Annotated in this window: 12 protein-coding genes; 7 read left to right on the top strand and 5 right to left on the bottom strand. The window is 67.5% G+C overall.

What is annotated here, in order from left to right; genetic code table 11:
- Positions 1-10: 10 nt before the first annotated feature.
- Complete coding sequence (locus FHT98_RS18155) at positions 11-553, top strand: cytochrome b (protein WP_142114826.1); 543 nt, start codon at positions 11-13, stop codon at positions 551-553.
- Here the strand turns inward: FHT98_RS18155 and FHT98_RS18160 are convergent.
- The 4 genes from FHT98_RS18160 to amaB all read right to left on the bottom strand — a co-directional run bounded on the left by FHT98_RS18160 (position 550) and on the right by amaB (position 6397).
- Entirely contained in the window at positions 550-2226 is a 1677-nt protein-coding gene (locus FHT98_RS18160) for a thiamine pyrophosphate-binding protein (RefSeq protein WP_142114827.1), read from the bottom strand. The two genes, FHT98_RS18155 and FHT98_RS18160, sit on opposite strands and share 4 nt — an antisense overlap.
- Positions 2219-3409 (bottom strand): CaiB/BaiF CoA transferase family protein, encoded by a 1191-nt coding sequence (locus FHT98_RS18165; RefSeq protein ID WP_142114828.1) that lies wholly within the window; start codon positions 3407-3409, stop codon positions 2219-2221. The genes FHT98_RS18160 and FHT98_RS18165 overlap by 8 nt, the downstream gene beginning before the upstream one ends.
- A 143-nt stretch (positions 3410-3552) precedes the next feature.
- The gene (locus FHT98_RS18170) at positions 3553-4749 is read right to left on the bottom strand and encodes an acyl-CoA dehydrogenase (protein WP_142114829.1); all 1197 of its coding nucleotides are present in this window, start codon (positions 4747-4749) and stop codon (positions 3553-3555) included.
- A 127-nt stretch (positions 4750-4876) separates the two neighbouring features.
- On the bottom strand, positions 4877-6397 hold the full coding sequence (amaB, locus tag FHT98_RS18175) for an L-piperidine-6-carboxylate dehydrogenase (RefSeq protein ID WP_142114830.1): 1521 nt from the start codon (positions 6395-6397) through the stop codon (positions 4877-4879).
- Between the two features lie 165 nt (positions 6398-6562).
- Here amaB and FHT98_RS18180 point away from each other — a divergent pair, with 165 nt between their 5' ends.
- The 3 genes from FHT98_RS18180 (at position 6563) to FHT98_RS18190 (ending at position 9315) form a co-directional block, all read left to right on the top strand.
- A complete protein-coding gene (locus tag FHT98_RS18180; protein ID WP_142114831.1) occupies positions 6563-7477 on the top strand; it encodes a LysR family transcriptional regulator in 915 nt (304 codons plus the stop codon).
- Between the two features lie 94 nt (positions 7478-7571).
- Positions 7572-8795 (top strand): NAD(P)/FAD-dependent oxidoreductase, encoded by a 1224-nt coding sequence (locus tag FHT98_RS18185; protein ID WP_142114832.1) that lies wholly within the window; start codon positions 7572-7574, stop codon positions 8793-8795.
- Positions 8796-8808: 13 nt separating this feature from the next.
- Complete coding sequence (locus FHT98_RS18190; protein ID WP_061965197.1) at positions 8809-9315, top strand: DinB family protein; 507 nt, start codon at positions 8809-8811, stop codon at positions 9313-9315.
- Here FHT98_RS18190 and FHT98_RS18195 read toward each other — a convergent pair.
- Entirely contained in the window at positions 9312-9869 is a 558-nt protein-coding gene (locus FHT98_RS18195) for a GNAT family acetyltransferase (RefSeq protein WP_142114833.1), read from the bottom strand. The two genes, FHT98_RS18190 and FHT98_RS18195, sit on opposite strands and share 4 nt — an antisense overlap.
- 172 nt (positions 9870-10041) lie before the next feature.
- On the opposite strand from FHT98_RS18195, the gene FHT98_RS18200 reads away from it, so the two are divergent.
- The 3 genes from FHT98_RS18200 to FHT98_RS18210 are packed head-to-tail and all read left to right on the top strand — an operon-like array spanning position 10042 to position 11789.
- Complete coding sequence (locus FHT98_RS18200) at positions 10042-10674, top strand: LysE family translocator (RefSeq protein ID WP_142114834.1); 633 nt, start codon at positions 10042-10044, stop codon at positions 10672-10674.
- A 9-nt stretch (positions 10675-10683) separates the two neighbouring features.
- Complete coding sequence (locus FHT98_RS18205) at positions 10684-11250, top strand: chromate transporter (protein ID WP_142114835.1); 567 nt, start codon at positions 10684-10686, stop codon at positions 11248-11250.
- On the top strand, positions 11250-11789 hold the full coding sequence (locus FHT98_RS18210) for a chromate transporter (protein WP_113585306.1): 540 nt from the start codon (positions 11250-11252) through the stop codon (positions 11787-11789). The genes FHT98_RS18205 and FHT98_RS18210 overlap by 1 nt, the downstream gene beginning before the upstream one ends.
- Positions 11790-11796: the final 7 nt, after the last annotated feature.

The following is an 11796-nucleotide window of genomic DNA, read 5'->3' on the forward strand; positions in this document are numbered from 1 at the left end:
ATGGCCGGCGATGCGCTCCCGCACCTGGCATCCCCTGATCATCCTGCTGCATTGGGCGACGGTGATGCTTATCCTGCTGCAATATGGGCTGTCCCGCCTGATGGGCGACGAGACGCGCGACCTGCTTTCCCGCTTCGTGCTCTACCAGTGGCACAAGTCCTTCGGCCTGACGCTCGCGGGGTTGGTTCTGTTGCGCCTCATTGTGCGGCGTCTGCTGCCGGCGCCCGCGCCGGTCCCGATGCCGCGCTGGCAGCGAGCCGCGGCTGCGACCGTGCAGGGCGGGCTCTATCTCTGCCTGTTGGCACTGCCGGTCACCGGCCTCCTGATGGCTGCTGCCGCGCCGATCCAGATCCCGACGCTGTTCTTCGGGCTGTTTTCCGTGCCGCATCCGATCGGTCCGGATCAGGCCATCTATGACGCGATGCTGCGGGCGCATGCGACGCTGTTCGACATCATGGCCGCGCTCGCCTTCATCCATGCGGGCGCGGCCCTGCTGCATCAGTTCGTCCTCAGGGACGGGCTGATGCAGCGGATGTGGTTCGGCCGTTCTTAGTCTTTCTTCTGCGCCGCGAAGGCCTCGGCCCGGATCGTCGAGAGCGACTTGGCAGGCGTGATCGCCTCGGGGTCGAGCAGGCAGTGGATGATCGCGGGCTTGCCGCTCTTCACCGCGCGCTCGAAGGCCGGCGCGAACTCCGAGGTCTTCTCGACGCGCTCGCCATGGCCGCCGAAGGCCTTGGCGTAGGCCGCGAAATCCGGATTCTTCAGCGTCGTCGCCGAGACGCGGCCGGGGTACTCGCGCTCCTGATGCATGCGGATCGTGCCGTACATGCCGTTATCGACGACGATGACGACCACCGGCAGGCCGTACTGCACGGCCGTCGCAAAATCCTGGCCGTTCATCAGGAAGCAGCCGTCGCCGGCGAAGGCGATGACGGTGCGCTCCGGGAAGAGCCGCTTGGCGCCGATCGCGGCCGGAACGCCATAGCCCATCGAGCCGCAGGTCGGGGCGAGCTGCGTCGCGAATTTGTTGAAGCGATGGAAGCGATGCACCCAGGTCGCGTAATTTCCGGCGCCGTTGCATAGGATGGCGTCCTCGGGGAGCTGGCTGCGCAGCCAGCGCACCATCTCGCCGGGATGGAATTCGCCGGGCACGGGCGCCGGCTGCTCGCTCCAGGCGATATAGGCTTCATGCGCGGCAGCGCCGGCGCCCTTCCAGGCCGGGGCCTTCGGCGGCTCGATCGTCTTGAGCGCGGCGCAGAAGCCGGCGGGCGAAGCGTTGATCGCGAGCGTCGGGCGGTAGACCCGGCCGAGCTCTTCCGGATCGGCATGGACATGCACCAGCGGCCGGCCCGGATTGGGAATGCCGAACAGGGTGTAGGACTGGCTCGGCATCTCCGAGAGGCGCCCGCCGACCAGCAGGACGAGATCGCTCTCCTTGATGCGGGCGAGCAGTTTCGGGTTCGGGCCGATGCCGAGATCGCCGGCGAAGTTCGGATGGTCGGCCGGGAACAGCATCTGCCGGCGGAACGAGACCGCGACCGGCAGGTCGAAACGCTCGGCGAAGGCCTGGAAATCGGCGATCGCCTCCGGGCTCCAGCGCGAGCCGCCGAGGATCGCGACCGGCGACTTGGCAGCAGCGAAGCGCTTGGCGATATCAGCCATCTGCGCCGGGGCAGGGTGCTGCTCCGTGACCTGATAGGGCTCGGCGTCGGCGACATCCGCGAGATCGGTCAGCACGTCCTCGGGCAGCGCGATCACGACCGGGCCGGGGCGACCGGAGGTCGCGACATGGAAGGCGCGGCTGATGATCTCCGGGATGCGCGCGGCATCGTCGATCTCGGTCGCCCATTTGGTCATGGTGCCGAAGACGGCACGGTAGTCGAGCTCCTGGAAGGCCTCGCGCTCGCGCATGCTGCCGTCGATCTGGCCGACGAAGAGGATGAGCGGGGTCGAGTCCTGGTCGGCGATATGGATGCCGGGCGAGGCGTTGGTGGCGCCGGGACCGCGTGTCACGAAGCAGATGCCGGGCTTGCCGGTGAGCTTGCCGGCGGCTTCCGCCATCATGCAGGCGCCGCCTTCGGCGCGGCAGATGGTGACCTTCATCGAGGCGTCGTGCAGCGCGTCGAGCACGGCGAGATAGCTCTCGCCCGGCACGCAGAAGGCGTCGGTGGCGCCGTGGATCAGAAGCTGGTCGACGAGGATCTGCCCGCCAGTGCGATTAGCCATGCTGCGGCCCTCCCCAGGCCGGGTCGTTCAAGATGTCATCGGCATGTTCGCCGAGCCGTGGGCTCGGACGTCCTGCCACCTGCCTCACGCCGTTCATGACGATGGGCGAGGCGACAGTCGGAATGCTGCCCGCTTTCGCAGCCGCGCTCGACAGGTCGACTCGGACGCCGCGCGCGATCACCTGCGGGTCGGCGAAGACCTCGCCGATATCGTTGATCGGGCCGGCAGGCACGCCGACCTTCTCCAGCGCGGCCAGTAGATCGAGCTTGGCATAACGCTGGCAGAGCAGGTGCAGTTTGGCGGTCAACGCGACGCGGTTCTTCACGCGCGATTTGTTGTCGAGATAGTCGGGATGGTCGGCCAAAGCCGGTTCGCCCAGCACTTCGCAGAGCTTGCGCCACTGCCCGTCATTGCCGGTCGCGATGATGATATGCCCGTCCGCGACCGGGAAGACGTCATAGGGCACGATGTTCGGGTGGGCGTTGCCCAGCCGCGGCGGCGGATTGCCGCCGACGAGATAGTTCATTGCCTGGTTGCCGAGCACCGCGACCTGCGAGTCGAGCAAGGCGAGGTCGAGCGTCGCGCCTTCGCCGGTGGTGTCGCGGTGGCGCAAAGCCGAGAGGATGCCGACCGAGGCATAGAGCCCGGTATAGATGTCGGCGACCGCATAGCCCGCCTTCATCGGCGCGCCCTCAGGCTCGCCGGTGATCGACATTGCCCCGCCCATCCCCTGGACGAGGAAGTCGTAGCCGGCGCGCGGCGCATAGGGGCCGTCCTGCCCGAAGCCGGTGACCGAGCAATAGACGAGGCGCGGAAACTCCTTGCGCAGCGAAGCCGCGTCGAGCCCGTATTTCGAGAGGCCGCCGACTTTGAAGTTCTCGATCACGACGTCGGCATGGGCGGCGAGACGCCGAACCAGTGCCTGTCCCTCAGGCGTACGGAAATCGGCGGTGATCGAGCGCTTGCCGCGATTGGCCGCGTGGAAATAGGCGGCGGAGAGATGCTCGTCGCCAGTGCCTTCGACGAAGGGCGGGCCCCATTTGCGGGTGTCGTCGCCTTCCGGCGCCTCGACCTTCACGACATCGGCGCCGAGATCGGCCAGCAACTGGCCGATCCAGGGACCTGCGAGGATGCGCGCCAGTTCGAGGACGCGCAGGCCGGCGAGGGGAGGGGTCGAAGTCATCAGGCTCGATCCGCGCCGTCATCCCGGCCGGAGCGAAGCGCAGAGCCGGGATCCATGCCTGACCGCCGATCGGCGATGTTCCGGAATGGATCCCGGGTCGACCTGCGGTCGCCCGGGATGACGCGGAGGGGGGTGGGTGGGGCTCAGAAGAACGCCTGCAGGCCGGTGATCGCGCGGCCGAGGATCAGCGCGTGGACGTCATGCGTGCCCTCGTAGGTGTTCACCGTCTCGAGGTTCGCGGCGTGGCGCATCACCTGATACTCGATCTGGATGCCGTTGCCGCCATGCATGTCGCGGGCCTGGCGGGCGATGTCGAGCGCCTTGCCGCAATTGTTGCGCTTGACCAGCGAGATCATCTCCGGGGCCATCTTGCCGTCGTCGAGCAGGCGCCCGACGCGCAAGCTACCCTGCAGGCCGAGCGTGATCTCGGTCAGCATGTCGGCGAGCTTCTTCTGATAGAGCTGCGTCTGGGCGAGCGGCTTGTTGAACTGCTTGCGGTCGAGCCCGTACTGGCGGGCGCGGTGGAAGCAATCCTCGGCGGCGCCCATCACGCCCCAGGAGATGCCGTAGCGGGCGCGGTTGAGGCAGCCGAACGGGCCGGAGAGCCCTGAGACGTTCGGCAGCAGGTTCTCTTCCGGCACGATGACGCCGTCCATGACGACCTCGCCGGTGATCGAGGCGCGAAGCGAGAGCTTGCCGCCGATCTTCGGCGCGGAGAGGCCCTTCATGCCCTTTTCGAGGATGAAGCCGCGGATCTGGTTGTCATGCGCTGATGACTTCGCCCAGACGACGAAGACGTCGGCGATCGGCGAGTTCGAGATCCACATCTTGGAGCCGGTCAGCTTGTAGCCGTCGGCGACCTTCTCGGCGCGGGTCTTCATGCCGCCAGGATCGGAGCCGGCATCCGGCTCGGTCAGACCGAAGCAGCCGACCCATTCGCCGGAGCCGAGCTTCGGCAGGTACTTCTTGCGCTGCTCCTCGCTGCCATAGGCATAGATCGGGAACATCACCAGCGAGGACTGCACCGACATCATCGAGCGGTAGCCCGAGTCGATGCGCTCGACCTCGCGGGCGACGAGCCCGTAGGAGACGTAGTTGGCGCCGGCGCAGCCGTATTCCTCGGGAACGGTGACGCCGAGCAGGCCGAGCTCGCCCATTTCGTTGAAGATCGAGCGGTCGGTCTTCTCGTCGAGATAAGCATCATGGATGCGCGGGGCGAGCTTCTCCTGCGCATAGGCGCGGGCCGTGTCGCGGATCAGCCGCTCGTCCTCGTTCAGCTGCTCGTCGAGCAGATAGGCATCGTCCCAGGTGAACTTCGCGAGCTTGTGGCTGCCGGCCATGGTGTTCGTCTCCCTGATATTCAGACCGTCATGGTCGGGCTTGATCCGACCATCCCGGAAACCAGTGTCTTCTTGTCATGAGATTCCCGGGCCGCCGCTATCAGGCGCCCGGGAATGACGTTCCGTGTCACGCATCCACGTCGAAGCTGACGCCCTGAGCCAGCGGCAGCGTGGTGCCGTAGTTCACGGTGTTGGTGGCGCGGCGCATATAGGCCTTCCAGGCGTCCGAGCCGGCCTCGCGGCCGCCGCCCGTCTCCTTCTCGCCGCCGAACGCCCCGCCGATCTCGGCGCCCGAGGGGCCGATATTGACGTTGGCGATGCCGCAATCCGAACCCTCGTCGGAGACGAACAGCTCGGCCTCGCGCATGTTCAGCGTGAAGATCGAGGAGGACAGGCCGGCGCCGACCGCGTTCTGGATCGCGATCGCCTCGTCGATGGACTTGTACTTCATCACGTAGAGGATGGGTGCGAAGGTCTCACGCTCGACCGGGCCGCACTGCTTGGGCATCTCGACCAGCGCCGGGCGGACATAGAAGCCGCCGGAACCGACATCGACCTTCTCGCCGCCATGGACCTTGCCGCCCTCGGCCTTGGCCTCGGAGAGCGCCTTCTGCATGCCCTGATAGGCGGCCTCGTCGACCAGCGGGCCGACCAGCACGCCGGCCTCGCGGGGATCGCCGATCTTCACCGAGCCGTAGACTTTGGCGAGCTTCGGCACGAGCGCGTCATAGACGCTTTCATGCACGATCAGGCGGCGCAGCGTGGTGCAGCGCTGGCCGGCGGTGCCCATCGCCGCGAAGGCGATGCCGCGCAGCGCGATGTCGAGATCGGCCGAGGGCGCGACGATCGCGGCGTTGTTGCCGCCGAGCTCGAGGATGGCACGGGCGAAGCGTGCGGCCAGCTTCTGGCCGACTTCCTTGCCCATGCGGGTCGAGCCTGTCGCCGAGACGACCGGGACGCGATGATCCTGCACCAGGATGTCGCCGAGCTCGCGGCCGCCGATCAGGACCTCGGAGAGGCCGATCGGAGCTTCCGGACCGAAGCGCTTCATCGTCTTCTCGACGATGGCCTGCACGGCGAGCGCGGTCAGCGGGGTCTTCTCGGAGGGCTTCCAGACGACGCTGTCGCCGCAGACGAAGGCGAGGGCCGCGTTCCACGACCAGACCGCGACCGGGAAGTTGAAGGCCGAAATCACGCCGCAGATGCCGATCGGGTGCCAGGTCTCCATCATGCGATGGTTCGGGCGCTCGGTGGCGATGGTCAGGCCGTAGAGCTGGCGCGACAGGCCGACGGCGAAGTCGCAGATGTCGATCATCTCCTGGACCTCGCCGAGGCCCTCGGAGGTGACCTTGCCGGCTTCCAACGTCACCAGCAGGCCGAGATCGGTCTTGGCGGCGCGCAGCTCTTCGCCAAGCAGGCGGACGAACTCGCCGCGGCGCGGCGCCGGCACCTTGCGCCAGGCGAGATAGGCGGACTGCGCCCGGCCGATCGCGGCCTCGGCCTCGGCCGGAGAGGTCTCGCGCAGCGTCGTTACGGTCTCGCCGGTGATCGGCGAACGGGCCGACAGGCCGGCATCGGCGTAAGACGCTTCGGAAACGCCGAGGCGCTTGAGCAGGGCGAGCGTGTCTTTCGGCAGGGATGTGGCCATCTTTGTCTTCCAGCGGTCGCAAGCGGGAGCCAAAGGGCGCATGCCCTAGGGCGCATGACATAAAGGCGCGGGAACCGGAGGCCGCCGCGCTTGAGGCCTGCAGAATGCCCTCTTTCTTGGGGCGGCGGCAACCGATATGTTCTCATCACTTGGTGAGAATTTATCATGGATGATATTCTGGTTCCCGGCCGGCTCTCGGTGCCTTCGCTGTCCGCGCTCGCCGCCTTCGAGGCGGCGGCCCGGCATGGCAGCTTCACGCGCGCAGCAGAGGAGCTGAACCTGACGCAGGGCGCGGTGAGCCGGCAGGTCGCGCATCTCGAAAAGGTGCTCGGCGTCAGCCTGTTCGAGCGCGTCAAGAAGCGTGTCAGCCTGACGGCGGCGGGCGCTGCCTATGCCAATGATATCCGTGACGGCCTGTCCCGTCTCGCGGCCGCGACCGTTTCCGCCATGGCCTTTCGCGGTGCGGCCGGCGTGCTTAATCTCGCGATCCTGCCGACCTTCGGCACGCGCTGGCTGATCCCGCGCCTGCCGCGCTTCATCGAGAGGCATCCCGGCATCACCATCAACTTCACCACTAAGCTGGTGCCGTTCGACTTTGCCCGCGAGCAGGTCGACGCCGCCGTGCATTTCGGCGCCGATAGCTGGCCGGGCGCAAGGCTGCATCGCTTGATGGGCGAGGAGGTCGTGCCCGTCGCTGCGCCCTCCCTGCTGGCCCGGGTCGGGATCACGGGGGCGGCCGACATGCTGCGCGCGCCGCTCCTCCAGCAATCGACGCGGCCGCGCGCCTGGGCGGACTGGCTGGAGCAGCAGGGGCTGGGGCCGGAACGGGCCCTGATGGGGCCGCGTTTTGAGCAATTCGCCATGATCGCGCAGGCGGCGGTGGCGGGGCTGGGCCTGGCCATCGTGCCGCGTTTCCTCGTCGAGGAGGAATTGCGCTCCGGCTCGCTGGTCATCCCGATCGACCGACCGGTGACGGGCCGCGACGGCTACTATCTCGTCTACCCCGAGGAGAAGGCCAATCTGCCGACCGTCGTTGCCTTCCGCGACTGGCTGCTCGGAGAATGCGCGCCGGCGAACTAAGGCCCCTCTCGACAAGCGGGCTGCGCTCGTTCATTCATGCGCGAAATTCACCAACCCGGCTTTTCCCAGCGAAGCCGGCTGCGCGAGGCCTGCCATGCCGCCCGTCTCCGAAAGCGCCGATGTCGTGATCTGCGGGGGCGCCGCGATCGGCTCCTCCGTCGCCTATCATCTCGCCGCCGATCCCGGCTTCACCGGCAAGGTCGTGGTGATCGAGAAGGACCCGACCTATCGCTTCTCGGCCTCGGCGCTCTCGGCCGCCTCGATCCGCCAGCAGTTTTCGAGCGCGGTGAATATCCGCATTTCGCTCTTCGGCGTCGATTTCCTGCGCAACATCGGCGGGCATCTCGCGGTCGATGGCGAGGTTCCGGCCATCGACTTGCACGAGGGCGGCTATCTCTATCTCGCGAGCGAGGCCGGCGCGCCGATCCTCGAAGCCAACCAGAAGCTGCAAGCGGCCGAGGGCGCCGATATCGCGCTCTACGATCCCACCACGCTGAAGCAACGTTTCCCCTGGCTCAACACCGAGGATCTCGCCTGCGGCACCTTCGGCGTCAGCGGCGAGGGCTGGTTCGACGGCTGGGCGCTGCTCCAGGCCTTCCGCAAGAAGGCGCGCAGCCTCGGCGTCGAATACCGGCAGGGCGAGGTTGCGCGCTATATTACGGAAGGCGGACGCGTCACCGCTGTCGAGCTCGCGGATGGCAGCCGCATCGCCTGCGGCGCTGTCGTCAACGCCAGCGGCACCCATGGCGCCAGGCTCGCCGCGACGGCAGGGATTGAAATCCCGGTGAAGTCGATGAAGCGCTATGTCTTCACCTTCACTTGCAAGGGCGATGTCGATGGCTGCCCGCTCCTGATCGACACGACCGGCGCCTGGTGCCGGCAGGAGGGCAAGCGCACGGCGGAAGGCCAGCTCTTCATCGGCAGCTGCTCGCCGCTGACGCCGGAGCAGGATGTCGAATGGATCGAGAACGACCCGGCGGCCGAGGATGTCGACTGGGGCTTCTTCGAGGAGGTGGTCTGGCCCTCGCTCGCGACCCGCATCCCGGCCTTCGAGCAGATCAAGCCCGGCCGCGCCTGGGCCGGCCCCTACGACATGTGCGGGCTCGACCATAACGCCATCATCGGCCCGGCGGTCGGCCTGCCGAACCTCTATCTCGCCAACGGCTTCTCCGGGCACGGCCTGCAGCAGTCTCCGGCGGTCGGGCGTGGCCTTGCCGAGCATATCGCGCATGGCCGCTATCGCTCGCTCGACCTTGCCGATCTCGGCCACGAGCGCATCGTGGAGGGGAGGCCGCTCAAGGAGGCCAACGTCATCTGACGAGGAGGCCGCCATGGTCGATCCCGCTTTCGTCCAGACCATGGCCCGCTATAATGCCTGGCAGAACCGCAGCCTGATGGCGGCAGCGGACAGCTTGACCGATGCGGCCCGCAAGCTCGATCGCGGCGCCTTCTTCAAGTCGATCCACGGCACCTTCAACCACATCCTCTGGGGCGACGAGACTTGGCTCAGCCGCCTCATCGGCAGCGAGAAGCCGGCTGTCGGCGGCCGTGACTCGGCTGTCTATTTCGAGGGCTGGGCGCAGTTCTCAGCGCGCCGGCGCCAGCGCGATGAGTTCATTCTCGATTGGGCGGACAAGGTCACGGCCGATTGGCTGCGCGGGACGCTGATCTGGTATTCCGGCGCCGCTGGCCGCGAGATGGGCAAGCCGCGCGGCTTCGTGATCGCGCATTTCTTCAACCACCAGACCCATCATCGCGGCCAGATCCACGCCATGCTCACGGCGGCGGGGGCGAAGCCGGATGACACGGATCTGCTCCTGGTCGATGAGCCGCGCTAAGCAGGATCAGCGGCTGGCGCAGCCGGGCGACGTCTGGAATGTGTGGACGGTTTGCCGATCGCGAGCGGTCGTTCCTCGGCTTCGTCGTTCTCATCCTCGCCCCGATCCGGCGGCACCGCCGCCGTCGCGTTCTGGCTGAGCTTCTGGAACAGGCCGAGCCCGACCAGCGCCAGCACGGCGAGCAGCATCAGCAGGCCGGGATAGACGATGTCCCCCATGGTCTCGCGCGAGGTCTTGGCGATCAGCACCAGCGATTCCAGCGAGAGCGCCACGATCATGATCGACATGAACTTGGTCAGCGATCCCCGTGCCTCGGCCGGGCGGCGCATCTCGCGATCGGCGACGACCTCCTCCTCGAACAGGAACTTGCCGACATCGGCGACGGCGACGGCGATGATCACAAGCCCGATCGCGTCGAGCATCGTGTCGAGCGCGCCTTCGCCGGTCCAGAAGCCCTGCGAGGTCCGCCAGACCGCGACGCCGATCAGCACGATCGAGGCACCGAGCAGCGCGACAGAGATGATGGTGTAGAGCAGCCGGCTGAACAGCGTCATGTTTCCCCCCAATCCGCTTGCGAGCGACAACCGCCGGCAAAGCGGTGGGTTCCCTTGTGGCGGGGCAGGGCTCTCCGCATGGCAAGACTTGCATGGCCGTTCCCATGGCGCGGCCGATTGCCGGCTCTCGCGATCCATGGTCCAAGCGCTGAGTTCCGCCGGAGCGCTTCAGATGCCCGAGACGACGACCCTCATCACCTTCTCGCTGATCGCGCTCGGCATGGTGCTGACGCCCGGCCCCAACATGATCTACCTGATCTCGCGATCGATCGCGCAGGGCAGGGGCGCGGGGCTGATCTCGCTCGGCGGCGTCATCCTCGGCTTCTTCGTCTACATGTTCTGCGCCGCCTTCGGCATCACGGCGCTGCTCTTCGCCGTGCCCTTTGCTTATGACGTGCTGCGGCTCGGCGGCGCGGCCTATCTGCTCTGGCTCGCCTGGCAGGCGGTGCGGCCGGGCGGGCGCTCGCCCTTCCATGTCCGCGATTTGCCCCATGACGGGCCGCGCAAGCTCTTCGCCATGGGCTTCCTGACCAGCCTGCTCAACCCGAAGATCGCGATGTTCTATCTCGCGCTGCTGCCGCAATTCATCGACCCGGCAGCCGGCCATGTGCTCAGCCAGTCGGTCGTGCTCGGCTTCGTCCAGATCGCGATCAGCGGCAGCGTCAACGCCCTGATTGCGACGGCCGCCGGCAGCATCGCGCTGTTCCTGCGGACGCGGCCGTTCTGGTCGCTGGTCCAGCGCTGGATCATGGGCACCGTGCTCGCCGGCTTCGCACTGCGCATGGCGATGGAATCGCGGCGCTAGCCAACCCGGATGTCGACCCTCGAAACCGCATCGGAAGCGCCGCGGCCGAGCCTGCCGGACCTGTTCACCGGCTTTCTCAAGATCGGCCTGATGGGCTTTGGCGGCGTGGGGCCGATCGCGCGCCATATCATCGTCACCGAGCGCAACTGGCTCGACGATCGCGGCTATGCCGAATTGATCGGCATCTGCCAGGCGCTGCCCGGCGCCAACACCGTGAATGCGGCGGTGATGCTGGGCGATCGCTTCCGGGGCGGAATCGGCGCCTTGACCTGCGTCTTCGCGCTGATGGCGATGCCGCTGCTTTGCCTGGTCGCGCTCGCCAACGGCTATGACGCGGTCTCCGGACACCCGCTGGCACAGATCGCCCTGACCGGCGCCGCCGCCAGCGCCGCCGGGCTCATCCTTGGCACCGCCCTGCGGCTCCTGACGAAGGCCGGCCTTGCGCGCTGGGCCTGGCTGATGGCCGCGGCCGCCTTCGTCGCGGTCGGAATGCTGCGATTGCCGATGCTGCCGACCTTGCTGGTGCTCGTGCCGCTCGGTCTCGTGACAGCGACACTGGGAGCGCGGCGGGTCTGATGGAGCGCGGCGTCTTCTTCCAGCTGATCGTCACCTTCGGCACGATCTCGCTGATGGCGATCGGCGGGGCCAATGCCGTGGTGCCGGAAATCCACCGCCAGGTCGTCGAAATCCTTGGCTGGATGGATGCGCCGACCTTCGCCCGCCTCTTCGCCATCGCGCAGACCGCGCCTGGCCCCAACATCATGCTCGGCAGCGTCATCGGCTGGCATGTCGCCGGCACCGCCGGCCTGCTGGTCGCGACGGGCGCGCTCCTGCTGCCGTCCTGCCTGCTGGCACTGGCCTCCAGCCGCGGCTTGCAACGCTTCGGCGGCAGTCGCCTCGTCCGGATCGCCACGCTCGCGCTGGTGCCGATCGCGCTCGGCCTGATGCTGGCGAGCGGCGTGGTTGCGACGCTGGCCGCTGATGCCGGCCTCGTCGGCTATGCGATCACGGCCGCGACCGCGCTCGTGACCTATCGCTCCAAGGTCAATCCTCTCGTGCCGATGGCGGTCGGCACGCTCGCCTATGTCCTCGCCTGGTATGCGGGTATCGCCTGAGCGCGAG

It is taken from the genome of Allobosea sp. AK1 (assembly GCF_006714945.1).
GTDB lineage: Bacteria > Pseudomonadota > Alphaproteobacteria > Rhizobiales > Beijerinckiaceae > Allobosea > Allobosea robiniae.

Excerpts from the sequence above, each read along its gene's own strand:
- FHT98_RS18190 (WP_061965197.1), top strand. The coding sequence starts at position 8,809 with ATGGTCGATCCCGCTTTCGTCCAGACCATGGCCCGCTATAATGCCTGG.
- FHT98_RS18200 (WP_142114834.1), top strand. The coding sequence starts at position 10,042 with ATGCCCGAGACGACGACCCTCATCACCTTCTCGCTGATCGCGCTCGGC.
- FHT98_RS18185 (WP_142114832.1), top strand. The coding sequence starts at position 7,572 with ATGCCGCCCGTCTCCGAAAGCGCCGATGTCGTGATCTGCGGGGGCGCC.
- FHT98_RS18160 (WP_142114827.1), bottom strand. The coding sequence starts at position 2,226 with ATGGCTAATCGCACTGGCGGGCAGATCCTCGTCGACCAGCTTCTGATC.
- FHT98_RS18170 (WP_142114829.1), bottom strand. The coding sequence starts at position 4,749 with ATGGCCGGCAGCCACAAGCTCGCGAAGTTCACCTGGGACGATGCCTAT.
- FHT98_RS18205 (WP_142114835.1), top strand. The coding sequence starts at position 10,684 with ATGTCGACCCTCGAAACCGCATCGGAAGCGCCGCGGCCGAGCCTGCCG.
- FHT98_RS18155 (WP_142114826.1), top strand. The coding sequence starts at position 11 with ATGCGCTCCCGCACCTGGCATCCCCTGATCATCCTGCTGCATTGGGCG.
- FHT98_RS18195 (WP_142114833.1), bottom strand. The coding sequence starts at position 9,869 with ATGACGCTGTTCAGCCGGCTGCTCTACACCATCATCTCTGTCGCGCTG.
- amaB (WP_142114830.1), bottom strand. The coding sequence starts at position 6,397 with ATGGCCACATCCCTGCCGAAAGACACGCTCGCCCTGCTCAAGCGCCTC.
- FHT98_RS18180 (WP_142114831.1), top strand. The coding sequence starts at position 6,563 with ATGGATGATATTCTGGTTCCCGGCCGGCTCTCGGTGCCTTCGCTGTCC.
- FHT98_RS18165 (WP_142114828.1), bottom strand. The coding sequence starts at position 3,409 with ATGACTTCGACCCCTCCCCTCGCCGGCCTGCGCGTCCTCGAACTGGCG.
- FHT98_RS18210 (WP_113585306.1), top strand. The coding sequence starts at position 11,250 with ATGGAGCGCGGCGTCTTCTTCCAGCTGATCGTCACCTTCGGCACGATC.